The following is a 24,744-nucleotide window of genomic DNA, read 5'->3' on the forward strand; positions in this document are numbered from 1 at the left end:
GTCATCGTCGTTTTCCCGGCCAGTAGCATTTCCGGCGTGACCGCACTGCTCGGACCAGCCGAGATCCGTGGGCTGGCCGCCGAGCTGGACGTGCGGCCCACGAAGAAGCTCGGCCAGAACTTCGTCCACGACCCGAACACGGTCCGCCGCATCGTCGAGCTGTCGAAGGTCACCCCGGACGACCACGTCCTGGAGATCGGTCCCGGGCTCGGCTCCCTGACCCTCGGTCTCCTCGCCTCGGGCGCGCGGGTCACCGCGGTCGAGATCGACCCGGTCCTGGCCGGGCGCCTGCCGGCCACGGTCGAGGAGCGCGCACCCGAAGCCCGGGGGCGTTGCACTGTCCTGACGCTCGACGCCCTGAAACTCCGGGGCGCGGATCTGGCGGACGAGCCGACGCACCTGGTCGCGAACCTGCCCTACAACGTCGCCGTCCCGGTGGTCCTGCACCTGCTGGCCGAGCTGCCCTCGCTGGCGCACGGTCTCGTCATGGTGCAGACCGAGGTCGCCGACCGGATGGCCGCCGGGCCGGGCAGCCGCACCTACGGCGTGCCGAGCGTGAAGATCGCCTGGTACGGCCGGGCCCGGAAGGTCGCGCCCGTGCCACGGGCCGTGTTCTGGCCGGTACCCAACGTCGACTCCGCGCTGGTCGGGTTCGAACGGTCCGCGGAGCCGGTGTCGGACGCGGACCGGGACGAGGTGTTCGCCGTCGTCGATGCCGCCTTCGCCCAGCGCCGCAAGACGTTGCGGGCGGCCCTGTCGTCGTGGGCGGGGTCGGGCGAGCGGGCCGAGGCGATCCTCCGCGCGGCCGGGATCGATCCGCGCACGCGGGGCGAGCAGCTCGGGGTCGCCGACTTCGCCAAGATCGCGCAGGGCAAGGCCTTGCCACCGTTGGTGTGATCTCGCACCCGTAAGCCTTGCGAAGAAGATGTGAAGTCCGTTCTACTCTTTGAGGTATCCATCCCGAGCGGCTGAGAGACCTGGCTCGCCGAAGCCGCAGCAACCACCCCACCCGGGGGCAGGTGCTAACGCCAGGACCGATGGAGGATTCCTGTGTATCGCACGATGCTCACGAGGCGCCGCGTGGTCGACGAATGTCGTCGCACGGTCTGTGCGTGTCGTCGCTGACCGCTCTTCCTTCCACCACCCTTCTCCTGTCTTCGCCTGACCGTCCTCAGTGGACGGTCTCCCTGGTGTGCGGTCGGCGCGTACGCGCCCGTTGTGCTGGAGCCTTTCGTGATCACTGTCGAAAACCTGACCAAGTCCTTCCCCGGTGCCCCCGCGCCCGTCCACGCCCTGCGGGACGTGAGCGTCGACGTGCCCGCCGGTGCCCTCTTCGGGGTCGTCGGCCCGGCCGGCTCGGGCAAGTCCACCCTGGCCCGCTGCATCGCGCTGCAGGAGAAGCCCGACCGCGGTGTGGTGCGCCTGGACGGCCTCAACACCACCGGTCTCGACGGGCGGAAGTTGCGCGAGGTGCGCCGCCAGGTCGCGGTGCTGGACGCGCAGCCCGTGCTGCACGCCGAGCGCACCGTGGCCGGCAACGTCGCGGCCCCGCTGGAACAGCTCGGCCTCGAGGGACCGCAGCGCCGCAGCCGGGTCGGCCGCCTGCTCGACCTGGCCGGCCTGACGCAGCGCGCCGCGCTGCGCCCGAGCGAGCTGACCCCGGGTCAGCGTCGCCGCGTCGCACTCGCGCGTTCCCTCGCGGCCGGTCCGGCCGTGCTGCTGGCCGACGACCCGACGGCCGGCGTCGGTGCCGAGGAGACCGGCGCGGTGCTGACCGTCCTCGACCGCGCCCGCGCGGAGCTGGGCGTGACCGTGCTGCTGACCACCCAGGACGGCGCGGCGGTGCGGCGCGTCTGCGACGGGGTCGCGGTGCTGGAGGGTGGCCGGCTCGTCGAGCAGGGAACCGTGCTCGAGCTGCTGTCCAACCCGGCCAGCAAGGTCGCGCAGAGCCTGCTGCCCGCGATCGACACGCCGCGGTCCCAGTCGGCGAGCTACGACCGGTCCGCCGACGTCGTGCTCATCGGCTTCGCGGCGGTCGGCGCGCTGCTGCCGGAGGCCTCGGCCCGGTTCGACGTCGAGCTCGCCACCATCGGCGGCGGCCTCACCCGCGTCGGCGACACCCCGGTGGCCCGCTTCCGCATCGGCGTCAACGGCGCGCAGGCCGACACCGCGCTGGCGTGGATCGCCGACCGCGGCGCCCACGTGGTGCAGCCGAAGGAAGGCCCGAAGAGCGTCGTCGCGGCCTGACCGAACGCGCGCAGGAGGGGCGTCCCGGACGGGGCGCCCCTCCTCGTCTCACTTGGTGGTGCGGGCCAGGAACCCGACGGCGATCGCGCCGAGTGCCACGACCCCGGCCGCCCACCCGTTCGCGACGGCGTAGCCGTGCACGGTGGCCGCCGGCAGGCTCAGCCCGGCCGCGGAGGCGGTCGCGCTCGCGGCGATCGTGTTCAGCGACGCCGTGCCCAGCGACGCGCCCACCTGCTGCGAGGTGGTGATGAACGCCGAGGCCACGCCCGCGTCCTTCGCCGCCACCCGTGCGGTCGCGATGTTCATGACCGTCGGCATCGCCAGCCCGGCGCCGGCGCCGAGCACCAGCTCCATCGGCAGGATCAGCGACGCGTACGACGTGTCGACGGACAGCTGGGTCAGTGCCGCGAGCCCGGCGGCCATCAGCAGCAGCCCGATCACCAGCAGCGGCCGCGGCCCGGTCCGCGGGATCAGCCGCCGCGTGAGCAGCGTCGACACCGTGACGTTGGCCAGCAGGAACGGCAGGAACGCGACACCGGCACCGAGTGCGCCGAAGCCCATGATCGCCTGCAGCTGGTAGGTGATGAACAGGAACATCCCGAACATGCCGAACGCGGCGATCGCGATCGTCAGGAAGCCGGACGAGCGGGCCCGATCGGACAGGACCTGCAGCGGCAGCAACGGGTTGCTGACCCGGGCCTGCCGGAACACGAACGCGGCCAGCAGCACCACGGCACCGGTCAGGCAGCCGAGCACGATGCCCGACCCCCAGCCGCGGGTCGCCGCTTCGGACAGTCCGTAGACCAGCCCGCCGATCCCGGCGCTGCCGAGGACCCCGCTGATCCAGTCCAGCCGCGTCGAGCGGTGGCCGGGCACGCTCGGCAGCACGAACCAGCCGGCGAGAGCGGCCGCGATCGCGATCGGCAGGTTCACGTACAGGCACCAGCGCCACGACGCGTACTCGGCCAGCGCGCCGCCGGCCAGCAGGCCCAGCGCACCGCCGGACATCATGATCGCGCTGAAGATCCCGAACGCCTTGGCGCGTTCCTTGGCCTCGGTGAAGGTCAGGGTCAGCAGGGAGAGCGTGGACGGCGCGAGCAGCGCGGCGAAGACCCCCTGCGCCGCGCGGGCCGCGATCAGCAGGCCGGGGCCGGCGGCCATCCCGCCGACCGCCGAGGCGGCGGCGAACCCGAGCGCGCCGACGATCAGCGTGTTCTTGCGGCCCAGCCGGTCGGCCAGCCGCCCGCCGAGCAGCAGCAGGCCGCCGAAGGCGAGCGTGTAGGCGCTGATCGTCCACTGCCGGGCGACGTCGGACATGCCGAGGTCGGCCTGCGCGGTGGGCAGCGCGATGTTGACGATCGTGGTGTCGATGATGACCAGCAGCTGGGCGAGCCCGATGACGCCGAGCGCCCACCACCTTCTGGAGTCCGTTGGCGCCGACACCGGCGCCGGAGCAGCTGTTGTCACGATGGAACCCCCTGCTCGAGACCTGCGTTAGACTGTGGGCGACCATTGCTAGTCGGCCGACAAGCAATGGCGCTGACGGCACGGTAGGCCCATTGCTAGCCGGTCGTCAAGCAAAGATTGAGAGTTCCTCAGGAAGGACGGTCATGGCGGGGCGGCGGACCGACACGCGCGAACGCATCCAGCGGGTCGCGCTGGACCTGTTCGTCGAACAGGGTTACGAGAAGACCTCGCTGCGCGAGATCGCGGAGAAGCTCGGCGTCACCAAGGCCGCGCTCTACTACCACTTCCGCACCAAAGAGGACATCGTCCACAGCCTGATCGAGGACATCGGCGTTTCGCTCGACGAGATCGTCGAGTGGGCGCGGCAGCAGGACGACCCGGTGCGGGCCCGGGAAGAGGTCCTGCGCCGGATCTCCGGGCTGATCCAGGGCCGGTTCGGGCCGATCATGCGGTTCATGCAGGACAACCAGCCCGCGCTCAAGGAGCTGCACGCCGGGCACGTCCTCGCCAAGCGGATGAAGGAACTGTTCCGGTTCATGGGCGCCGACGAGAGCGATCCGGTGGCGCAGCTGCGCGCCCGGCTGGCGCTGGTCGCCCTCATGGTCGGCAACAACCCGCAGTTCCTGGACGAGAACCCGACCGCGGCGTCGGCCGACGTCGCGTTGCGCGTCGCACTGGAGCTTGCCTCTCCGCGGCCCGGAGCGGGCACGTAGGCTTGACGGGTGCTCGCCGTCGTACCGCCACCTGTCACCGTCAGGGTGCCCTCGAAGATCAACCTGCACCTGTCGGTCGGCGACCTGCGCCCGGACGGGTTCCACGACCTGACCACGGTGTTCCACGCGCTCTCGCTGACCGACGAGGTCACCGTCGCGCTGGCCGAGGAGCCGGGCGTCGAGGTCTACGGCGAGGGTGAGCAGGTGGTCCCGACCGGTGGTGCGAACCTCGCGTGGCGCGCGGTGGAGGCGCTGGCCGCCCACGTCGGCAGGACCGACGGCCCCGCCAACGTGCGGGTGGTCCTCCGCAAGGGTATCCCCGTCGCGGGTGGGATGGCCGGTGGCAGCGCCGACGCGGCCGGCACGCTGGTCGCGCTCGCGTCGTTGTGGAAGCTCGACATCGGCCGCGACGAGCTCGCCGAGATCGCGGCGAAACTCGGTTCGGACGTGCCGTTCGCGCTCTACGGCGGCACAGCGCTGGGCACCGGCCGCGGTGAGCAGCTGGTACCGGTGCTGTCCCGGCACACGTTCCACTGGGTGCTCGCGTTCGACCAGCGCGGGCTGTCCACGCCGCGGGTCTTCACCGAACTCGACCGGCTCCGCGAGACCGGCAACCCGCCGCGCGTGGGCTCGCACGCGCCGGTCGTCGAGGCGCTGGCCTCCGGCGACCCGCGCCAGCTGGCCCTGCTGCTCGGCAACGACCTGCAGGCCGCCGCGGTGTCGCTGCGGCCCGGGCTGCGCCGCACACTGCGCGCCGGGGTGAACGCCGGCGCACTGGCCGGCACCGTGTCCGGCTCCGGCCCGACGTGCGCGTTCCTGTGCGCCGACGCCGAATCGGCCCTCGAGGTCGCGGCCGAGCTCGCCGGCGCCGGGGTGTGCCGGACGGTGCGGGTCGCGCACGGCCCGGTGCCGGGCGCGCGGCTCGTCGGCGGCGACGAACACCGACCCACTCCTCCCCAGGTGCACGCATAGTGGCGAATCTGATCAATCTCGAAGCGGTTTCCAAGTCCTTCGGGGTGCGTCCCCTGCTGGACAACGTGTCCCTCGGCGTCGGCGAAGGCGAGCGCATCGGCGTCGTCGGCCTCAACGGCGGCGGCAAGACCACGCTGCTGGAGGTCCTGTCCGGACTGGCCGAGCCGGATTCCGGGCGGGTGAGCCAGGTTCGCGGGTTGCGGCTCGCGGTGGTCACCCAGCGGACCGAGCTCGCCGAGGGCAGCACGATCCGCGACGCCGTCCTCGCCGGGTACGCCGCCGAACACGAGTGGGCCGCCGACGCACGGGTCCGGTCCATTGTGGAGGGACTCGGGATAACCCAGCTGGGGCTGGACAACCCGACCGCGACACTGTCCGGAGGGGAGCGTCGGCGGGTCGCGCTGGCGGCCGCCCTGATCGGTGACCTCGACCTGCTCGTGCTCGACGAGCCGACCAACCACCTCGACGTCGAGGGCGTGCGCTGGCTCGCCGACCACCTGCTGGCGCGGCGATCCGCGCTCGTGGTGGTCACCCACGACCGGTGGTTCCTGGACACGGTGTGCGGCCGGACGTGGGAGGTCGCGAACGGTCGCGTCGAGCAGTACGAGGGCGGGTACGCGGACTGGGTGTTCGCGCGCGCCGAGCGGGCCCGGCTCGCGGCGAGCGCGGAGGAGAAGCGGCGCAACCTCGCGCGCAAGGAGCTGGCCTGGCTCCAGCGCGGCGCGAAGGCTCGCACGTCGAAGCCGCGGTACCGGATCGAGGCGGCCGAGGCGCTGATCTCGGACGTGCCGGAGCCGCGCGACTCGGCGGAGCTGATGACGTTCGCGCGGCGGCGGCTCGGCAAGACCGTGCTGGAGCTGGAGGACGTCACGCTCAACGCCGGCGACAAGCCGGTCGTGGAGGGCCTGACCTGGCGCATCGGGCCGGGTGACCGGTTCGGGCTCGTCGGCGTCAACGGGTCGGGCAAGACGACGTTGCTCAAGCTGCTGGCCGGCGAGGTCGAACCCGCCGCTGGGCGGCGGATCGAGGGCAAGACGGTGCGGCTGGCGCACCTGTCGCAGGAGCTGGACGAGCTGCCCGGGCAGCTGCGCGTGCTGGAGGCCGTCGAGGAGGTCTCGGCGCGGGTCGTGCTGGGCAAGCAGGAGCTGTCGGCGTCGCAGCTGGCGGAGAAGCTCGGGTTCCCGCCGGCGCGGCAGTGGACGCCGGTCGAGGACCTCTCCGGCGGCGAGCGCCGTCGGCTGCAGCTGGCGCGGCTGCTGATGGCCGAGCCGAACGTGCTGCTGCTCGACGAGCCGACGAACGACCTGGACATCGACACGCTGCAGCAGCTGGAAGACCTGCTGGACTCCTGGCCGGGCACGATGGTCGTGGTCTCGCACGACCGGTACCTGGTGGAGCGCGTGACGGACGCGGTCTACGCCCTCTTCGGCGACGGTCGCATCACGCACCTGCCCGGCGGCATCGACGAGTACCTGTCGCGGCGGGCTTCCGCGCGGGCGGCTTCCGCTCCGGCTCCCAAGCTCGCGCAGAAGACGTCCAGCGCGGCCGAATTCCGTGCGGCGCAGAAGGAACTGTCCCGTCTCGAGCGGCGGCTCGACCAGCTGCACACGCGGGAGGCCAAGCTGCACGAGCAGCTGGCGGCGCACGCGACCGAGCCGGACAAGCTGGTCGAGCTGAACACCGAGCTGAAGACGGTCCGCGCGGAGATCGAGGACGTCGAGGCGCGCTGGCTGGAGACCTCCGAACTGGTGGAGTAGCCCCGCTCCGCACGGCTGCCGCACAGTGTTTGCCGCTGCGGGTGGCGTGTCCGCTGCGCGTGCGGCGGCCGTGGTGACCGATCCCGGTCAGGCGCGGGCGTAGTCGCCGAGCGCCGGTTCCAGGAGGGCGAACGCCTGCTCGGCCTCCGGCCCGACCACGGCGGCGATCTCCGGGTTGCCGCGCCCGGCCAGGGTCAGTTCCTGGATGCGGGCGAACAGCACCCGGTGCACCCCGCCGAGGACGGACGCCGCCGCCCGCGGGGTGATGTCGCCGGCCGCGGCACCGGTCGCCTCGGCGAGCGCGGCGGCCAGGGCGTCCTCGCGCTGGTCGTGCAGGCCGCGCAGGCACACCGCGAGCGTCGGGCTGTCCGCGATCATCCGGCTGAACTCCGGGCCGGCGAACCCCGCCACCGGGTCCTGCCGCTCGACCGCGTCGAGGAAATCCCGGCGCAGCGCGGACAGGGCGGACTCGCCGGGCTCGCGGGCCGCGACCGTGCGGGCGAGGCTCGCGACGAACTCGTCCTGGTGGTCGAAGGCCAGGTCCTCCTTGCGCGGGAAGTAGTTGGTCACCGTCTTCTTGGCGACCCGCGCGGCCTCCGCGATCTCCGCGATGGTCGTCTGCTCGAAACCCTTCGCCACGAACAGCCGGGTCGCCTGGTCGGAGATCAGCTGCCGGGTTTCCTGCTTCTTGGCTTCGCGGAGGCCGGTGACCGTCATGAGCGAATCTTACCCTCGTCCTACTTTTAGGTTGACAGGCTGGTTGCTCTTGGGATAACTTTACGTCGGTCGTAAGTTTACTCCTGTGAGGTGTTCGTGCCCGACCCCACCGTGCTCCACCCGCTCGCCCGGCATCCCCGCGTGGTGTTCCTGAAACCCCTGGTCGCCGATCCGCGCATCGAGGTCGGCGAGTTCACCTACTACGACGACCCGGACGCCGCCACCGCCTTCGAGACCCGCAACGTCCGCTACGCCTACGGTCCGGAGAAGCTGATCATCGGGAAGTACTGCGCGATCGCCTCCGGCACCCGGTTCCTGATGGCCGGAGCGGAACACCCGACGATGGGGGTGTCGACCTACCCGTTCACGATGTTCGGCGGCGAGTGGGCGGAGTCCACACTGGACCTCGTCACGACCATGCCCAGCCGGGGCGACACGGTGGTGGGCAACGACGTCTGGTTCGGCTGCGGCGCGACCGTCATGCCCGGCGTGACGATCGGCAACGGCGCGATCATCGCCGCGGGCGCGGTCGTCACCGCCGACGTGGCGCCGTACACGATCGTCGGCGGCAACCCGGCCCGCCCGATCCGCGCCCGCTACGGGCCCGCAGACGTCGAACTGCTCGAGCGCGCCGCCTGGTGGGACTGGCCGGTCGAGCTGATCACCCGGCACGTGCGGACGATCATGTCGGGCACCCCCTCCGACATCGCGGCGATCAAGGAGGTGCGGGCTTGACGTTCGACGTGACCGCCGAATTCGACCGCCAGGTCGCCAACCTGCTCGACCGCGGGTACCCGGCGCTCGCCGGGTACGACGAGGACGGCTTCCGGACCCTGGTCGAGCCGCTGCGCGCCGCGGCCCGGTCCGGTGACCTCGACCCGCAGGCGGGCCGCCTGCCGTTCCTGCTGGTGGTGACCCGGAAGGCGGCTCCGGTCGAGGCGACGATGCCGCGCACCACCCTGCACAACGGGCGTCTGCCCGGTTTCGTCGACCACTCCTTCGAACCGGGATCGCTCGAACGGTTCGTGGCCACTGTGGACCTGCCCGCCCCGGAGGCCTACCTGCTCTTCGACGTCGAACGCGGTGCGGAGTTCTGCGGCGCCGTCCCGACCGACGCGATGGCGGCGATCGCCGGACGGGGCCGCACCCTGCTCACGATCGAGGAGGGCATCGCCCTGATCACGCACTTCCCGCAGGTGCTGGTCAAGAACAAGTGCTTCTCCCTGGGCGGTTCGCGCTGCGGGGACCGGCGGGTGCCGGCGATCTGGATCAGCAAGCGCGCGCCGAAGCTCGGCTGGTGCTGGCAGGGCAACCCGCACACCTGGCTGGGCATGGCCTCGGCCGGCTCGCGCGCGACCTGAGTTCCGGCGCCGGCGGCTCCCCGCCCAGGTACGCCGGACTCGGCCCCCGGGCACGGGTTTCGACATCACGGCCACGACGTCCGCCGGTCCGTTAACGCCCGATAAGGTGAGCGCCATGAGTCGGTTCGTGGAGACGCTCGTCCGCACCGCTGCGGAGGGTGGGCAATTGCGTGGCATGGTCACCGGGGAGCCCAAGGAGCCGGTCCGCCGGACCTGGGCCGAGGTCCACGAGCAGGCGCGGCGCATGGCCGGCGCGCTCGTCGCCGGTGGGCTGGAGCCGGGCAGCGCCGTCGCCGTCCTCGCCGGGGCACCGGCCCTGATCGCGCCGACCGTGCAGGCGGTGTGGCTCGCCGGCGGCAGCGTGACGATGCTGCACCAGCCGACCCCGCGCACCGACCTCGCCGTGTGGGCCGAGGACACCGTGAAGGTGCTGGGCATGATCGACGCGAAGCTGGTCGTCCTCGGCGAGCCGTTCGACGCGCTCGCGCCGGTGCTCACCGAGCACAACATCGGCTTCCGGATGATCACCGACCTGTTCGACGGCGAGCCGATCGCCGAGCCCGTCGCGCGCGGCGAGGACGACCTGGCGCTGCTGCAGCTCACCAGCGGTTCGACCGCCGACCCGAAGGCCGTGCGGATCACCCACGGCAACCTCTACACCAACGTGAAGGCGATGGTGGAGCGGGCTGAGTTCGACTTCGCCAAGGACGTCATGGTGTCCTGGCTGCCCACGTTCCACGACATGGGCATGGTCGGGTTCCTGACCGTGCCGATGACGTTCGGCGTCGAGCTGATCAAGATCACCCCGGCGGAGTTCCTCACCGGCCCGCTGATCTGGCCGGAGCTGATCAGCAAGTACCGGGCGACCACCACGGCGGCGCCGAACTTCGCCTACGCGATCGTGGGGCGGCGGCTGGCGCGGGTGGAGGACGAAAGCGCCTACGACCTGTCGACCCTGCGGATCGCGCTGAACGGCGCCGAGCCGATCGACGAGTCCGCGGTGCGGTCGTTCGTCGAGGGCGGGGCGCGGTTCAAGATGCCGGCGGAGTGCGTCTTCCCGGCCTACGGCATGGCCGAGGCGACGCTCGCGGTGTCGTTCGCGCCGCTGTTCACCGGGCTGACCCTGGACGTCATCGAGGCGGACGCGCTGGAAGCTGACAACCGTGCGGTGCCGGTGCCGGAGGGCGACCCGCGGCGCGGCACCGAGGAGGTGCGGTCGTTCGCCGTGCTCGGCCGCCCCCTGGACGGGCTGGAGGCGCGGATCGTCGACGACAACGGCAAGGTCCTCGACGACCGGGAGGTCGGGGAGATCCAGCTGAGCGGCCCGGCCGTGACGCCCGGGTACCTGACGATGGAGGGGCCGAAGCCGACGCAGGACGAGGACGGCTGGCTGGCCACCGGCGACCTCGGGTACCTGATCGACGGTCAGATCGTGATCTGCGGGCGCCGCAAGGACGTCATCATCATGGGCGGCCGCAACATCTACCCGACGGACATCGAACGCGCCGCGACGTCGGTGGACGGGGTGCGGGCCGGCAACGCGGTGGCCGTGCGGATCGACGCGGGGACCCGCCGGGAGCGGTTCGCGGTGGTGCTGGAGTCGAAGCTGGCCGGCGACGCCGACGCCGAGCGGCGGCTGCAGAAGGAGGTCGCGGCCCGAGTGCGCGACGCGGTGGACGCCCGGCCGTACGCGGTGGTCGTCCTGCCGGCCGGCAGCCTGCCCAAGACGCCCTCCGGCAAGGTCAAACGCGCCGCGACGGCGGCCCAGTACGCCGAGGCGATCGACCGCAACGCCTCCTGACCGCGGCGGGCCCCGGGAGGCGGGGACCCGTCCGTGGCGGTGCTGTGCCGGGGCGCGGCCGCGCGGCGTTGAGCATCGACGGCCGGGACTCCTGGCGGCGGGGACCCGTCGGTGGCGGTGCTGTGCCGGGGCGCGGCTGTGCGGCTTTGAGCATCGACGGCCGGGCATGGCGGAGCCCCGGGAGGCGGGTGCACTCCCGGGGGCCGTGGGTGCTGTCAGTCGGTGGTGATGGGGGTCGGCAGGTCGGCCGGGGCGGTGCGCGGGGTGGTCGCCTGCGCGACGGTGCGCGCCTCGGGCACCGGGTAGGGTCGCCCGCCGCGGCGGGCGAACTCGTCTTCGACCTCGTCGAGGAACTCGTCGACCTCGCGTTCGTCGTAGCCCCGCTTGCCGAGAAGGGGCTTGCTGAACATGACGTGGTGCACCTCGGCGGCCGTCAGGTCGTCCTCGCCCACCAGAGTCTTGGCGATGCGCTCGACGAAGTCGTCCACCTCGTGCTTGGCGTACCCGCGCCGGCCGATGGGGGCGTTACCGAATTCGACTCGATAAACGTCTTCGGCGGAAAGGGACATGAAGTACTCCAGTTCAGCGTGTACGGGACACTTCCCATATCCCGTCCTAGCCGCCGGACCAAACCTCCGGAAGAGTCCCCGGCCTGGTGAAACTCCATGGAGCGGTATGCCGCACCCCTGTGGGTGACCGCCGCTCACCCAGCGTGGAAGTCGTTCTGGGCCGCAGTCAGCCCTTTGCCGATCAGCGCCTCGACCGCGTCGGCGCACCGGTCCAGCTCCAGCGGGAGGTCCTTGCGCTCGATTGTGGAGAAGTCCTTGAGGACGAAGTCGGCCGGGTCCATGCGGCCCGGCGGGCGCCCGATGCCGAAACGCACGCGGTAGTAGTCACGCGTGCCGAGCGACTTGCTGATCGACCGCAGCCCGTTGTGGCCGCCCTCGCCGCCGCCGATCTTCAGCTTGAGACCGCCGAAGGGCAGGTCCAGCTCGTCGTGCACGACGACGATCCCGGTGGGGTCGATCTTGTAGAACTTGGCCACCCCGGCGACCGGGCCGCCGGAGACGTTCATGAACGAGCGCGGCTTGGCCAGCACGACGCGCCGCCCCGCGAGGCGGCCCTCCAGCACTTCCGCGCCCGACTTGTGGGCCTTGAACTTGCCGCCGACCCGGGCGGCCAGCTCGTCGAGCACCATGAAGCCGACGTTGTGCCGGTTGCCCGCGTACCGGGGGCCGGGATTGCCGAGGCCGACGAGCAGCACCTGCTCGCCGGCCCCGGGAACGTCCGAACTCACTTACTCTTCGGTGCTCGCCTCGGCCGGCTCCTCGCCGGTCTCCTCGGCGGGCTCCTCGCTGGTGGCCTGCGCCTCGTTGACGGCGACGACCAGGCTCTCCGGGTCGGTGACCAGGGTCGAGCCGGCGGGCAGGGTGACCTGCGAGGCGAGGATCTGGGTGCCGGCCTCGGCGCCCTCGATGGACACCTCGATCTGCTCCGGGATGTGCAGCGCCTCGGCCTCGATCGACAGCGAGTCGAGCTCCTGCACCTGCAGGGTGCCCGGGGCCGGGTCGCCGGTCAGCACGACCGGGACGTCGACCGTGACCTTCTCACCACGCTGGACGACCAGCAGGTCGACGTGCTCGATGTAGTTCTTGATCGGGTGCACGGTGACGGTCTTGGTGAGGGCGAGCTCGGTGCCACCGTTCAGGTTCAGGGTGAGGACGGCGTTGCTGCCGTTCTCGCGGATGACCCGGGCGAACTCCAGCGCCGGCAGCGCCAGGTGGCGCGGGTCGGTACCGTGGCCGTACAGCACGGCGGGGACCTTGCCGGCGCGGCGGGTGCGGCGCGCGGCGCCCTTGCCGAACTCGGTGCGCGGCTCGGCGGACAGACGTACCTCGGACACGGTGTAGCACTCCTTCAAACGATTGCGTGGCGGCGCAGATGGCGTGTGGTCATCTTCGGCGGCGAGTTCCACGGACATGCTCGAGCAGCGGACCTCAAGCCGCCGCGTCGATCACGTTCGGGCACCGGGTGCAGCATGGAGCCCGCCTCGCCGAGACAACCTGTTCAGTGTAAGCGCCCCGACACGACGGTGTCGCGTGGGGTTCGCAAGACCCGGAAGCGACCCACTCGACAAGCGACCCGGCCTGCTCTTGGGTCGTCCCGGAGCCCGCCTGTCCGGCGAGGATCTCTGGATCTTCGCAGCCGCGCCCGCGCGTGAAGAGGACGCCTCACGGCGTCGATGGTCACCTGGGGCGGGACCTCCCCCGCCCCCTCCGGTTGGAGGGTTTCGGTCGCCGAGCAGCGGCGTCAAGGCGGGAAGGAGTGCCTTGACCCCGCTGATCGGCGACCAAATGCGGGCTGGGGATCGGGGGCGGGGGTGGTCTGGGTGAGGTCGCACCTCGCCTGGCGTTGCCGGCTCGCTGGGGATGCGGGCAGGTCTGGAGAAACGCACCGCCCCTTGCGTTGCCGGCCGGTGGTTCGGGTGGTCGGCCCGCGTCGCCTCGCGTTGGCGGCTGTCCGGGTCAACCGAATGGATGACGTGTCTCCCTGCCCGGAACCCGGAAACCTGAAAATGCGTCTGATTCACCAACTGCCGGTTCCTGTAGTGATCGGGGGTCCGATGCGGCTGCGCGGTCTCGCGGTGCTCGTCCTCGTCCTGACCGTGCTCGCCGGCTGTGAGGCACCCCGTCCGGCGCCTGATCCCCGCGCCGTCGTCGATTCGGCTCTCGCTGCGCTGGCCGCTGAGCCGGCCGTTGCCTACCGGCTCCCGGACGCCACCCTCACCGTCACGCGTGGCGGGCTCGTGGAGGGTCGGATCCCGCTCCGGGGCGAGCACGTCAAGGCGCTCCGCGTCGGTGGGGCCCTCTACGTCTTCGCCTCGCCCGCGTACTGGCAGGCGCAGGGCATGTCGGCGGCACGGGCGGCCCGGTTCGGCGGGCAGTGGACCCGTGCCGATCGCGGGATGCCGTTCGACCCGGGGCGGGCTCTCGCGCCGCAGGTGGTGGCCGCCGCGCTGCGCGCCGCCCTTCCGGCCGGTGCGCTGCCCGTGCGGGCCGGAGACGCGGTCGACCTCGCCGGCCTGCGCGTCAGCACCACCGTGCCCCACCGCGTCCTCAGCTTCCCGCCCGCCTTCCTCGGCCCGGTCGCCGCCGAGCTCGGCTCGCCTGAGGTCCAGCTCGACGACGACGTGCACCTCGACGACCTCCGCACCCGGCTCGACGAGGGCGTCGCCGGGCTCGGGCAGCCGCTGATCGCCGGGCCGGCGATCGCCGCGAACGTCACCGGGCACGACCTCCGCTGCACCACCGGCGGCGCCTGCACCGACTCCGTCCGCGTCGACAACCGCCTGCTCGGCACGGCGCCAGGGGTGCTCGCCCGGGTCGTGTTCACCTCGACCGTCACCTCCGACGCCCTCGGCGCCCGCACCTGTGCACGCGAGCTGGTCCTGCCGCTCGACACGCCCGCCGACATCGCGTGCTCGGTCCGGTTCACGCTGCCCCGCACCGACGGCGCGACGAGGATCCACGCCGCGCCGACCGTCACCGCCGAGCCCGTCGCCGTCGTCGACCCGGACGCCCTCCGGCGCGACGTCGCCGCCGAGCTAGGACCGTAGGAGCGCGATCACCGGCGCGAACTCCTCCAGGAACATCTCGAACACCGTGAAGTACGTGAACCCGTACCGCTCCCGCATCGCCCGGATCTTCGCCGCGATGTCCGCCGCGCTGCCCGCCAGCACCTGCGGCGCGTCCACGAGCTGAGCCGCCGACCAGCCCAGCGCGGAGGGCACCCCGGCCAGCCACTCGGTCAGCGCGGGCACCGGGTCGTCGGCCACCACGACCTTCTGGATCAGCATGTTGGCCTCGACCGGCCGGGCGCCCGCCCGCGCCCGCACGAAACCGACGCGCTCCTCCAGCTCCGCCGCGGACGCGATGTCGAACGTGCCCGGCGGGAAGCCCTTCGCGTGCTTCAGGCCCGCGAAGCCGACGATGTCCGCGTGCTCGGCCGCCAGCCGCAGCACTCCGTCGCTGTTGCCCGCGATCAGCAGCGGCGGCACGTCGTCGAGCCGGGTCCGCAGCACGTCCACCGTCCGTGCCAGGTGCTCGATCCGCTCGGCGGGCGGCGCGAACCGCAGTCCCGCGTCGTCGAACTCGGACTTCATGTGCCCGGAGCCGAGCCCCACGTCCAGGCGGCCGCCGGTGAGCAACGCGGTGGACTCGACCTCACGGGCCAGCAGGACGGGGTTGTAGAAGGGCGCGTTGAGCACCAGGTGCCCGACGCGGACCCGCTCGGTGGCCGCCGCGGCGGCGACGAGCGCGGGGAAGGGCGCGGGCATGCCCAGGTGGTCGGGGATGGTGATGGTGTCGTAGCCCAGTTCCTCGGCGCGACGGCACTTGGCCGCCCAGTCGTCACGCCCGGTCAGGAACCGCAGGGAAACTCCGAAGCGGAAGTCGGTCACAACCCGAAACTACGAAACGAAAGGCCCTTCCGCCGCCGGTTTCGCCGGCGGCGGAAGGGCCTTCGCGGAGAGCGAACTCAGGCGTTGCCGTCGAACAGGCTCGTGACCGAGCCGTCCTCGAACACCTGCTGGATCGCCTCGGCGAGCAACGGCGCGATCGACAGGACGGTCAGGTTCGCGAAGTGCTTCTCCGGCGCGATCGGCAGCGAGTTGGTGACGATGACCTCGCGCGCCTTGCAGTTGGACAACCGCTCGGTGGCCGGGTCGGAAAGGATGCCGTGCGTGGTCGCGATGACGACGTCCGCGGCACCCTCGGCGAGCAGCGCGTCCGTGGCCTTCACGATCGTGCCGCCGGTGTCGATCATGTCGTCGACCAGGATGCACAGCTTGCCCTCGACCTGGCCGACGACGCGGTTGGCCACGGCCTGGTTCGGCTTGTCCGGGTCGCGCGTCTTGTGGATGAACGCGATCGGCCGGTCGCCCAGCTGCTGCGCCCACTTCTCCGCCAGCCGCACGCGGCCCGAGTCCGGGGAGACGACGGCGATGTCGGCGTCGCCGTAGGTCTTCTTGATGTGGTCGGCGAGCAGGGTCTGCGCGAACAGGTGGTCCACCGGTCCGTCGAAGAAGCCCTGGATCTGCGCGGTGTGCAGGTCGACCGTCATGATCCGGTCGGCGCCCGCGGTCTTGAACAGGTCGGCGATCAGCCGGGCCGAGATCGGCTCGCGGCCCTTGTGCTTCTTGTCCTGCCGCGCGTACGGGTAGAACGGCATGACCACGGTGATGCGCTTGGCGCTGGCGCGCTTGAGCGCGTCCACCATGATCAGCTGCTCCATCACCCACTCGTTGATGGGCGTGGTGTGGCTCTGGATCACGAAGGCGTCGGTTCCGCGGACCGACTCCTCGAAACGCACGAACAGCTCGCCGTTGGCGAACGTGTGCGCGGTCTGCGGGGTGATCGTCACGTTGAGGTGCTGCGCCACCTCCTCCGCGAGTTCCCGGTGTGCGCGGCCGGAGAAGAGCATCAGGTTCTTCTTCGGCGTGCCGGACTTAGGACTCATCAGACGACTCCCGCTCGGTCTCTTCCTGGTTTTCCTGCGCGGCGAGCGCGGCCTCCGCCGCCTGCGCCGCTGGGGTGCCGGGCCTGCGGCGCGGCACCCAGCCTTCAATATTGCGCTGTGGTCCGGTCGACACCGCCAGCGCCCCCGGCGGAACGTTTCGCCTGATCACAGTGCCAGCACCCGAGTACGCACCGTCACCGACCGTGACCGGCGCGACGAACATGTTGTCCGAACCAGTCTTGACATGCGAACCGATCGTGGTGTGGTGCTTGCGCACGCCGTCGTAGTTGACGAACACGCTCGACGCGCCGATGTTGCTGTACTCGCCGATCGTCGCATCCCCGACGTAGGTCAGGTGCGGCACCTTGGTCCCGGTGCCGATGTCGGCGTTCTTGGTCTCGACGAACGTCCCGATCTTGCCCTTGGTGCCGAGCCGGGTGTTCGGCCGCAGGTAGGCGAACGGGCCGACGCTCGCGCCCGCGCCGATCTCGGAGTCGGAGCCGTGCGTACGGACCACGGAGGCGCCGGCCCCGACCGTGACGTTCGTCAACGTCGTGTCCGGCCCGATCACCGCGCCCTCGCCGACCTTCGTGGTGCCCTTGAGCTGCACGCCGGGCTCGATCACGACGTCCTGAGCCAGCTCGACGTCCACGTCCAGCCACACCGACGCCGGGTCCACCACGGTCACCCCGGCACGCTGCCAGCGCTGCACGAGGCGGCGGTTCAGCTCGGCGCCGAGCGCCGCGAGCTGAACCCGGTCGTTGACGCCCTCGGTGAGCCACGGGTCGTCCACGACGAGCGCGCCGACGCCGCGGCCGTCCTCGCGCGCGATGCCCAGCACGTCGGTCAGGTACAGCTCGCCCTGAGCGTTGTCGGTCGACAGCCGGCCCAGCGCCCCGGCGAGCACGGCCGCGTCGAAGGCGTAGACCCCGGAGTTGATCTCGTCGATCTCCAGCTGCTCGGGCGTGGCGTCCTTCTGCTCGACGATCGCGGTGACCGCGCCGTCGGTGTCGCGCACGATCCGGCCGTAGCCGGACGGGTCGGCCACCACGGAGGTCAGCACGGTGACCGCGTGGCCGTTCTCGCGGTGCTCGGCCAGCAGCGCGCCCAGCGTTTGGGTGTCCAGCAACGGGACGTCGCCGTAGCTGACGAGAACCGTGCCCGAAAGTCCTTCGGGCAGAACGGACAAAGCGCACGAGACCGCGTCGCCGGTGCCGTTCTGCTTCTCCTGCACGGCGGTCCGGACCTCCCGGCCGAGCGCCTCGCCGACCGTGGCGAGGTGCCCGGCGACGGCATCCCGGCCGTGCCCCACGACGACGACGAGGTGGTCCGGCGAAAGCCCGGCCGCGGCCCGCACGGCGTGCTCGACCAGCGGTCGCCCGGCTAGCGGGTGCAGCACCTTCGGGGTGTTCGAACGCATCCGGGTGCCCTCGCCCGCGGCGAGGATCACAGTGCTCAGCGGGCCGGTCACGGCACTCCCAACGAATCCGGGACGGGTGGTGGCGGGGCCCGATCCTACGGGTCGTCCCCGGCAGCCGACCGCGGGTCGGCCTCGGAGCCGGTTTCCGCCTCTGCGGTAAGGGCCTCGCCCGCGGCCGACAGGGCCGTGGCGACCTGGTTCCCGCCGCCGCGTTTCGCCTGGTACATCGCCGCGTCGGCGCGGGCCAGCACCTGGTCGGCGCGCTCCTGCGGGCGCAGCGACACCAGCCCCACCGACAGGGTTACCCCGTGCGAGAGGTGGTGCGGCAACGAGTCGACCGCCGTGACCGCTCGGCCGAGCGCCTGCTTGGCCGCGGACACCGGCGCTCCGGGCAGCAGCGCGACGAACTCGTCCCCGCCGTAGCGGGCCACGATGTCGTCACCGCGCAGTGCGTCGCGCAGCGTCGAGGCGACCACGCGCAGCACGTCGTCGCCCTCGGCGTGCGAGTGCTGGTCGTTGACGCCCTTGAAGCCGTCGAGGTCGATCAGCGCGACCGCGAGCGGCTGCGCCGTGGTCGACGCCGACAGCGTGCGCAGGTGCTCGTCGAGCGCGCGGCGGTTGGGCAGTCCCGTCAACGGGTCCTGCAGCGCCTGCTGGCTGATCGCGCCGTGCTGAGCCGAGAGGCGCTCGTGTTCGCGGCGGGTGTCCAGCGTCGCGAGCTGGGACTCGCGCATGTGCCACAGCTCGACCTCGAGCGCGGCGGAGTAGTCCACCAGCGCGCGGGAGCCCTCGAGGTCGGGCTCGCTGTCCAGCCGCGCGATCTCCCGCATCAGGTGCAGGTTCATCGACGGCATCGAGTTGTCCTCGGCCAGGTTGAGCTTGGTGGCGTGCAGCGCCTTGAGCGCTTCGTCCCGCTGGCCGCCCTGCTCCAGCGAACGGGCCAGCGCGATGGTGACGATGACCTGCTCGTGCGGGTAGCCCGGCTCGATCAGCAGGCGCCGCAGCCGGTCGACGTGCGTGGTGTCCGGTGCGGCCAGCGCGAGCGCCGCGGCCAGCACGCCGACCTGGTCGACGGCGGGCACCCCGACCCGCCGGGGGAACAGCGACTCGGCGAACGGCGCCTCGACCGCGACGGCCATCGACGCGGCCGTGCTGAACTTCGCGGCCGCCTCCTCGTGCCTGCCGACCCGCTCCAGCCGCAGGCCCCAGCCCAGCAGCATCTTGATGCGGTTCATCAGCTGCAGGGTGATCTCGTGCGGGCCCGCGGTCTCCCGGATCGCCTGGTGGGCGCGCGCGATGACCTCCTCGGCCGCCTCGTAGACGCCCAGCTGGTTGAGCACGATCCAGCAGTCGACGAGTGCGCTGGACTGCGCCTTGGCCCACTCCCGGCGCGACATGTGCATGTCCGGGCTGTTCGAATCGTCCAGGATCGCCAGCGCGCGGGCGATCTCGGTGAGCGCCGCGTCCTCCTGCTTGGCCAGCACCAGACGGCGGCCGCGCAGCGCGTGGGCGTCGGCGCGGAACAGGGCGAGACCGTGGCGGCGGGTGTGGGCCAGCATCTCGTCGAGGAGGGGTTCGGCCTCGGCCGCCAGACCGCGGGTGACCAGCCTGCCCAGGGAGGTGGCCCGCAGGAGCTGGGAGACCAGGACGGGTTCGCCGCGCCGCTGGGACTCTTCGAGCAGCTGGTCGAGGGTGTGCACGATGTCCAGCTGCTCGCTGTGCTCGGTGTGCTGCACGGCGGCGATCAGTTCCCGGGCGCGCCCGGCCAGCCAGGCGTCGGAGAGCTCGGCCAGCGCCGGCCGCCTGTTCGTCTGTTCGCTCTCGCCTTGTAGCGTGGCGCACCCCCTTCGGGCACGTCGGGGTAGGGCACGGCAGCTCCGCCGCCAGGACTCGAACCTGAACTATCAGAACCAAAATCTGAGGTGCTGCCAATTACACCACGGCGGATCGTGCCTGGTCAGGATAGCGACGTCGGAAAACCCCGCCAGTCCAGGGGCCCGGGTCCGAGGTTTGAACGTCTCCCCACCGGGCTAAACCTCCTGTACCGTAACTTACGGAAACGTAGGTTAGGACGCCCTTTCCCAGGGTTTGCCCAGGTAGGAAGAAGTGTTGCGCATGACATCCACTCCGGTCATGGAACCACCCAAGACCAAGGGCCCGAAGCCGGTCACCGCCGGCCAGCGAGGCGCCGGTGTTCAGTTTTCGGTCTATCTCGGCGTGATCCTCCCGCTGGCCGCGCTCATCGCCGCCGTGCCGTTCGCCTGGGGGTGGGGCCTGAGCTGGGTGGACGTCGGGCTGTTCGTCGTCTTCTACGCCATCAGCGGTCTCGGCATCACCGTCTCGTACCACCGGTACTTCACGCACGGCTCGTTCAAGGCCAAGCCGTGGTTGCGCGTGGTGCTGGCCATCGCCGGCAGCCTCGCGGTGCAGGGCCCGGTCATCACGTGGGTGGCCGACCACCGGCGTCACCACGCCTTCTCCGACCGCGACGGCGACCCGCACTCGCCGTGGGCCTTCGGCACCTCGCCGCTGGCCATCGCCAAGGGCTTCTGGCACGCCCACATGGGCTGGCTGTTCGAGCGGGACCAGAGCAACGCCGAGCGCTTCGCCCCGGACCTGCTCAAGGACCCGGCGATCAAGAAGGTCGACGAGCTGTTCTGGCTGTGGACCCTGCTCACGCTGACCCTGCCCGCGCTGCTCGGCGGCCTGATCACCTGGTCGTTCTGGGGCGCGGTCACCGCGTTCTTCTGGGCCGGGCTGGTGCGGGTGTGCGTGCTGCACCACGTGACCTGGTCGGTCAACTCGGTCTGCCACATGATCGGTGAGCGCCCGTTCGCGGCGCGCGACAAGTCGGCCAACTTCTGGCCGCTGGCGGTCCTGTCGTTCGGCGAGTCCTGGCACAACCTGCACCACGCCGACCCGACCTCGGCGCGGCACGGTGTCAAGCGCGGTCAGATCGACATCTCCGCCCGCGTCATCTGGGCGTTCGAGAAGCTGGGGTGGGTGCACAACGTGCGCTGGCCGACCCCGCAGCGGCTCGCCCGGCTCGCATCCGAATAGTCTCTCCGGGTGGCGGGACGACGTCGAGCGAAGCGTGAGGTCACCGGGGCGCGGCCACCGGCTCCGGTGCCGCGCGTCCGGATGACCGGCGCGGAACGCAGGCAGCAACTGCTCGACGTCGCCCGCAAGCTCTTCGCCGAAAAGGGTTTCGACGGCACCTCCATCGAGGAGATCGCCCACCGGGCCAACGTGTCCAAGCCCGTGGTGTACGAGCACTTCGGCGGCAAAGAGGGCATCTACGCCGTCGTCGTCGACCGGGAGACCCAGTCGCTGCTGGACCGGATGGTGTCCACTTTGCACGGTGGGCACCCCCGGGCGATGCTCGAGCAGGCGGCCGGCGCGCTGCTGGCCTACGTCGAGGAGTCGCGCGACGGGTTCCGCATCCTGGTGCGCGACTCGCCGGTGGCCAGCGCCTCCGGCACCTTCTCCACCCTGCTCAACGACATCGCGATGCAGGTCGAGCACATCCTCGCGCAGCAGTTCGACGCCCGCGGCTACGACGATAAACTCGCGCCGCTGTACGCCCAGGCGCTCGTCGGCATGGTGGCGCTCACCGGCCAGTGGTGGCTGGACGCCCGCCGTCCCAAGCGCGACGAGGTGGCCGCGCACCTGGTCAACCTCGCCTGGAACGGGCTTTCCCACCTGGAGCACAAACCGAAACTGCGCCTGAACTGACCGGTTTCCTTGCTACGCTGAGCGACGAATCGCAGGCACGGCGTCAAGACGGGGGCGGCGACCAGTGGCGGGTGACGATCGGCTCCGGCTGTCCGTGCTCGGCCCGTTCCGCGCGTGGCGCGGTTCCCGTCAACTCGATCTCGGCCCGGTCCGGCAGCGGGCGCTGCTCGCCGCCCTCGTGCTGCGTCCGGACGCGACGGTCAGCGCGGACGAACTCCTCGACGACGTGTGGGGCCTGGAGCCGCCGGGCACCGGACGCCGCGTCATCCCCACGTACGTCTTCCGGCTGCGGAAATGCCTGGGCTCCGAGTCCGCGGACGCCGTCATCGAGCGCACCAGCACGGGATACCGCTTTCCCGGTGCCGCGGCCGAAGTGGACGAGGTGTCCCTGGACCGGCTGGCTTCGGAAGCCGCCGCCGCGGAACGGTCCGGGGACCTGGCCGGTGCGGTGCGTGCCGCGTCGGCCGCGCTCGACCTGTTCGACGGCGAGCCGCTCACCGGGTTGCCCGGACCCTTCGTCGAGGGACACCGGTTGCGGCTGGCCGAGCGCCGGATGGCGTTGCGGCTCGACAAGGCCGGGTGGCAGGTGCGCCTGGGCCGGCACGCCGAGGTGATCGACGAGCTGACCGCCCTCACCCGGGTCCACCCGCACCACGAATCCCTGGCGGCGTTGCTGATGCGGGCGTTGCGCGGCGCCGGCCGCCGGGCCGACGCGCTGGCGGTGTACACCACCTTGCGGCGCCGCCTGGTCGACGACCTCGGGGTGGAACCGGGCGGCACAGCGCGGCGGGCGCAGCAGGCGGTGCTGCGCGACGAACCCACGCCCGCGGGCCGGGAACGCCCGCCGCGCAACGAACTTCCGGCCGACGGCGAACTCGCCGGGCGGGCCGAGGAGCTGGCCGTGCTGGTCGAACCGGGGGATCCGGCGCTCGTGACGGTCGCCGCCGTGGACGGGGTGGCGGGCTCGGGCAAGAGCGCACTCGCGGTGCGCGCAGCCCACCGGCTGCGCCCCGGATATCCGGACGGCTGTCTGTTCGTGGACCTGCACGGGCACACCGAGGGGCACGAGCCGTTGCGCCCGGAGCAGCTGCTGCCGCGGATGCTGCGCGCGATCGGGGTGGACGGTGAGCACACCGCGGGCGAGTTCGACGAACTGGTCGCGTCCTGGCGGTCCGCGACGGCGTCGCTGCGCCTGTTGGTGGTGCTGGACAACGCGAAGAGCGCCGAGCAGGTGCGCCCGCTCCTGCCCACCGGTGCGGGCAGCCGGGTGCTGGTGACCAGCCGACGGCGGCTGACCGGTCTGCACGCGGAACGACGGATCTCCCTCGGCGCGCTGGACGCCGGGGCCGCGGACAAGCTGCTCCGCCGGATCGTCGGCGCGGACCGGGTCGAGCGGGAACCGGATGCGGCCCGCGAACTGGCCCGGTTGTGCGGCGGGTTGCCGCTCGCGTTGCGGCTCGCGGGCGCCCGGTTGCAGAACCGTCCGACGTGGACGTTCGAGTACCTGGTCGCCCGCCTGACCGGGGAAGAGCGCAGGCTCGGCGAGCTCGCCGTGGAGGACCACGGGATCGAAGCCGCGCTGCGGTTGTCCTACCACCAGCTGCCGGAGGCGGACCGGCGGACGTTCCGCATGCTCGGCCTGGTGCCGACGCCGGTGTTCGACCCGCTGGCCGTCGCCGCGGTGCTCGGCTGCACCGCGGCCGAGGCCGAGCGGTCGCTGGAACGGCTGGTGGACGCGAGCATGCTCCTGCAACCCGCCGGGGGCCGGTACCGGCTGCACGACCTGGTCGGGGTGTACGCGCGAGGGCTGGCCGCGGGCGAACCCGCGCCGGTGACCGCTGCCGCGCGCGGCCGGGTGCTCCGGCTCTACGCGGCCGCCGCCCGGTGCGCGAGCGACTGGGGCGTCCACGACCCGTCCAGCGGTCCGGCGCCGGACGACGCGCCGTTCACCGGATGGGCGGACGCGACGGCCTGGCTGGACGCGGTCGGCGCCGATCTGACCGGGGTGGTCGGTTACGCGGCGAGCACCGGCGAGGCGGACTACGCGTGCTGGATCGCCGAGGGGCTGGTCGAGTACCTGATGCGGCAGGGCCGGTACGAGGAGTGCCGCGCGGCCATCGATCTCGCACTCCCGCTGGCCGAGCTGAGCACCGACCCGCGGATGGCGCCGGCTCTGCGGCGCGCCTTCGGTACGGCGGAAGGGATGCAGGGCCGGTACGAGCGTGCCCGGCCGTGGTGCGACGAGGCCGTGCGGCTCAGCCGTCGCCTCGGCGACCGGCACGAGGAGGCGCGGGCGCTCGCCATGCACGGCACGCTGGAGGCGGTGGCCGGAGACCCGGCCGGGGCGCTCGCGGCGCTGACCGAAGCGCATGCGCTGGGGCGGCGGTTCGACGACCCGTTCCTCGTCGGGCTGACGATCGCCAACACCGGGCTGGTCTACTTCCGCACGGGCCGGGTCGACGAGGCGCAGAGCTGCCTCGAGCAGGGTGTGGTGTTCGCCGAGAAGATCGACCGGCCGCGGGCCGTGGCGATGGCGTCGGGTGCGCTCGGCAAGTTCCACCTCGGACTCGGCCGGCACAGCGAGGCCGTCGCGCCGCTGCGGCGGGCGGCGCGCTCGGCCGAGGAGGCCGGCGACGTCGACCTGTCGGCGGACTGCCTGTCGATGTGGGGCGCGGCCGAAGCGGGACTGGGCAACGCGAGCACGGCCGTGGAGCTGCAGCGCCGGGCGCTCGGGTCGCTCACCGAGCAGAGCCGGCCGCAGCTGGAGCTGGAAATCCGCAACCGGCTGGGCGAGGGGCTGCTCGCGGTGGGGGACGCCGCCGCGGCGCGGGAGCAGTTCGCGGTGGTGCTGAAGCGGACCGGCCCCGCGGACGCCGAACGGGCCCGCGCGCGGGCGGGCCTGACGGCCTGCGGGTGAGCCACGGGTTCGCGCGCGTCCTCTGTGGACCGGGTGCGTGCACGTGCCCGTCGCATGATCTCCCCGGGGTGGTGGCACGGGAACGCGGCACCCTCACCGGGCAAATCGTGCACGTCACCG

The 24,744-nt window shown here is 72.0% G+C and carries 21 protein-coding genes, 1 tRNA gene and 1 riboswitch; of the genes, 12 read left to right on the plus strand and 10 right to left on the minus strand.

Features of this window, described 5'->3' with window-relative positions:
- The first annotated feature begins 36 nt into the window (after positions 1-36).
- Positions 37-897 (plus strand): 16S rRNA (adenine(1518)-N(6)/adenine(1519)-N(6))-dimethyltransferase RsmA, encoded by an 861-nt coding sequence (gene rsmA, locus FB470_RS15610; protein ID WP_306992255.1) that lies wholly within the window; start codon positions 37-39, stop codon positions 895-897.
- A 55-nt stretch (positions 898-952) separates the two neighbouring features.
- Positions 953-1,044: riboswitch (SAM riboswitch) on the plus strand.
- 189 nt (positions 1,045-1,233) lie between these two features.
- Positions 1,234-2,247: a methionine ABC transporter ATP-binding protein gene (locus FB470_RS15615; protein WP_306992256.1), complete on the plus strand. Its 1,014-nt coding sequence runs from the start codon at positions 1,234-1,236 to the stop codon at positions 2,245-2,247.
- Between the two features lie 48 nt (positions 2,248-2,295).
- On the opposite strand, the gene FB470_RS15620 is transcribed toward FB470_RS15615, so the two are convergent.
- Positions 2,296-3,690, minus strand: a complete 1,395-nt coding sequence (locus FB470_RS15620) for a DHA2 family efflux MFS transporter permease subunit (protein WP_370876669.1) — start codon at positions 3,688-3,690, stop codon at positions 2,296-2,298.
- A 167-nt stretch (positions 3,691-3,857) separates the two neighbouring features.
- Here FB470_RS15620 and FB470_RS15625 point away from each other — a divergent pair, with 167 nt between their 5' ends.
- From FB470_RS15625 to FB470_RS15635, 3 genes are read left to right on the plus strand one after another with little or no spacing between them, the layout of a single operon-like run.
- Positions 3,858-4,427: a TetR/AcrR family transcriptional regulator gene (locus FB470_RS15625; RefSeq protein WP_306992259.1), complete on the plus strand. Its 570-nt coding sequence runs from the start codon at positions 3,858-3,860 to the stop codon at positions 4,425-4,427.
- Positions 4,428-4,436: 9 nt separating this feature from the next.
- Complete coding sequence (locus tag FB470_RS15630) at positions 4,437-5,399, plus strand: 4-(cytidine 5'-diphospho)-2-C-methyl-D-erythritol kinase (protein ID WP_306992261.1); 963 nt, start codon at positions 4,437-4,439, stop codon at positions 5,397-5,399.
- The gene (locus tag FB470_RS15635) at positions 5,399-7,156 is read left to right on the plus strand and encodes an ABC-F family ATP-binding cassette domain-containing protein (protein WP_306992263.1); all 1,758 of its coding nucleotides are present in this window, start codon (positions 5,399-5,401) and stop codon (positions 7,154-7,156) included. Before FB470_RS15630 ends, FB470_RS15635 begins: the two co-directional genes overlap by 1 nt.
- Before the next feature lie 87 nt (positions 7,157-7,243).
- On the opposite strand, the gene FB470_RS15640 is transcribed toward FB470_RS15635, so the two are convergent.
- Complete coding sequence (locus FB470_RS15640; RefSeq protein ID WP_306992265.1) at positions 7,244-7,873, minus strand: TetR/AcrR family transcriptional regulator; 630 nt, start codon at positions 7,871-7,873, stop codon at positions 7,244-7,246.
- 90 nt (positions 7,874-7,963) lie between these two features.
- On the opposite strand from FB470_RS15640, the gene FB470_RS15645 reads away from it, so the two are divergent.
- From FB470_RS15645 to FB470_RS15655, 3 genes are all read left to right on the plus strand, one after another.
- Positions 7,964-8,608 carry a CatB-related O-acetyltransferase gene (locus FB470_RS15645; protein WP_306992267.1) on the plus strand — a complete coding sequence of 215 codons (645 nt, stop codon included), beginning with the start codon at positions 7,964-7,966 and terminating at the stop codon, positions 8,606-8,608.
- Entirely contained in the window at positions 8,605-9,234 is a 630-nt protein-coding gene (locus FB470_RS15650) for a DUF5701 family protein (protein ID WP_306992269.1), read from the plus strand. The genes FB470_RS15645 and FB470_RS15650 overlap by 4 nt, the downstream gene beginning before the upstream one ends.
- Positions 9,235-9,349: 115 nt before the next feature.
- A complete protein-coding gene (locus FB470_RS15655) occupies positions 9,350-11,035 on the plus strand; it encodes a fatty acyl-AMP ligase (protein WP_306992271.1) in 1,686 nt (561 codons plus the stop codon).
- A 215-nt stretch (positions 11,036-11,250) separates the two neighbouring features.
- On the opposite strand, the gene FB470_RS15660 is transcribed toward FB470_RS15655, so the two are convergent.
- From FB470_RS15660 to FB470_RS15670, 3 genes are all read right to left on the minus strand, one after another.
- Positions 11,251-11,604, minus strand: coding sequence for a DivIVA domain-containing protein (locus FB470_RS15660; RefSeq protein WP_306992273.1), 354 nt, complete (start codon positions 11,602-11,604; stop codon positions 11,251-11,253).
- Positions 11,605-11,738: 134 nt separating this feature from the next.
- On the minus strand, positions 11,739-12,332 hold the full coding sequence (gene pth, locus FB470_RS15665; protein WP_306992275.1) for an aminoacyl-tRNA hydrolase: 594 nt from the start codon (positions 12,330-12,332) through the stop codon (positions 11,739-11,741).
- On the minus strand, positions 12,333-12,938 hold the full coding sequence (locus FB470_RS15670) for a 50S ribosomal protein L25/general stress protein Ctc (protein ID WP_306992276.1): 606 nt from the start codon (positions 12,936-12,938) through the stop codon (positions 12,333-12,335).
- A gap of 705 nt (positions 12,939-13,643) precedes the next feature.
- Here FB470_RS15670 and FB470_RS15675 point away from each other — a divergent pair.
- Complete coding sequence (locus FB470_RS15675; protein ID WP_306992278.1) at positions 13,644-14,651, plus strand: hypothetical protein; 1,008 nt, start codon at positions 13,644-13,646, stop codon at positions 14,649-14,651.
- On the opposite strand, the gene FB470_RS15680 is transcribed toward FB470_RS15675, so the two are convergent.
- From FB470_RS15680 to FB470_RS15700, 5 genes are all read right to left on the minus strand, one after another.
- Positions 14,640-15,494, minus strand: a complete 855-nt coding sequence (locus tag FB470_RS15680; protein ID WP_306992280.1) for a TIGR03621 family F420-dependent LLM class oxidoreductase — start codon at positions 15,492-15,494, stop codon at positions 14,640-14,642. The two genes, FB470_RS15675 and FB470_RS15680, sit on opposite strands and share 12 nt — an antisense overlap.
- A 77-nt stretch (positions 15,495-15,571) precedes the next feature.
- The gene (locus FB470_RS15685; RefSeq protein WP_306992282.1) at positions 15,572-16,552 is read right to left on the minus strand and encodes a ribose-phosphate diphosphokinase; all 981 of its coding nucleotides are present in this window, start codon (positions 16,550-16,552) and stop codon (positions 15,572-15,574) included.
- On the minus strand, positions 16,542-18,023 hold the full coding sequence (glmU, locus tag FB470_RS15690) for a bifunctional UDP-N-acetylglucosamine diphosphorylase/glucosamine-1-phosphate N-acetyltransferase GlmU (protein WP_306992284.1): 1,482 nt from the start codon (positions 18,021-18,023) through the stop codon (positions 16,542-16,544). The genes FB470_RS15685 and glmU overlap by 11 nt, the downstream gene beginning before the upstream one ends.
- Positions 18,024-18,067: 44 nt before the next feature.
- Positions 18,068-19,765 carry a GGDEF domain-containing protein gene (locus tag FB470_RS15695; RefSeq protein WP_306999291.1) on the minus strand — a complete coding sequence of 566 codons (1,698 nt, stop codon included), beginning with the start codon at positions 19,763-19,765 and terminating at the stop codon, positions 18,068-18,070.
- 82 nt (positions 19,766-19,847) lie between these two features.
- Positions 19,848-19,919: transfer RNA gene (locus FB470_RS15700), tRNA-Gln, on the minus strand.
- Positions 19,920-20,105: 186 nt separating this feature from the next.
- On the opposite strand from FB470_RS15700, the gene FB470_RS15705 reads away from it, so the two are divergent.
- The 3 genes from FB470_RS15705 (at position 20,106) to FB470_RS15715 (ending at position 24,624) form a co-directional block, all read left to right on the plus strand.
- Complete coding sequence (locus FB470_RS15705; RefSeq protein WP_370876670.1) at positions 20,106-21,032, plus strand: acyl-CoA desaturase; 927 nt, start codon at positions 20,106-20,108, stop codon at positions 21,030-21,032.
- Between the two features lie 81 nt (positions 21,033-21,113).
- Positions 21,114-21,707, plus strand: coding sequence for a TetR/AcrR family transcriptional regulator (locus FB470_RS15710; RefSeq protein WP_306999293.1), 594 nt, complete (start codon positions 21,114-21,116; stop codon positions 21,705-21,707).
- 64 nt (positions 21,708-21,771) lie between these two features.
- Positions 21,772-24,624 (plus strand): AfsR/SARP family transcriptional regulator, encoded by a 2,853-nt coding sequence (locus FB470_RS15715; protein WP_306992288.1) that lies wholly within the window; start codon positions 21,772-21,774, stop codon positions 24,622-24,624.
- The last annotated feature ends 120 nt before the right edge of the window (positions 24,625-24,744 follow it).

Origin of the sequence: Amycolatopsis thermophila, from assembly GCF_030814215.1 — a bacterium.
In the GTDB taxonomy this organism is placed as follows: domain Bacteria; phylum Actinomycetota; class Actinomycetes; order Mycobacteriales; family Pseudonocardiaceae; genus Amycolatopsis_E; species Amycolatopsis_E thermophila.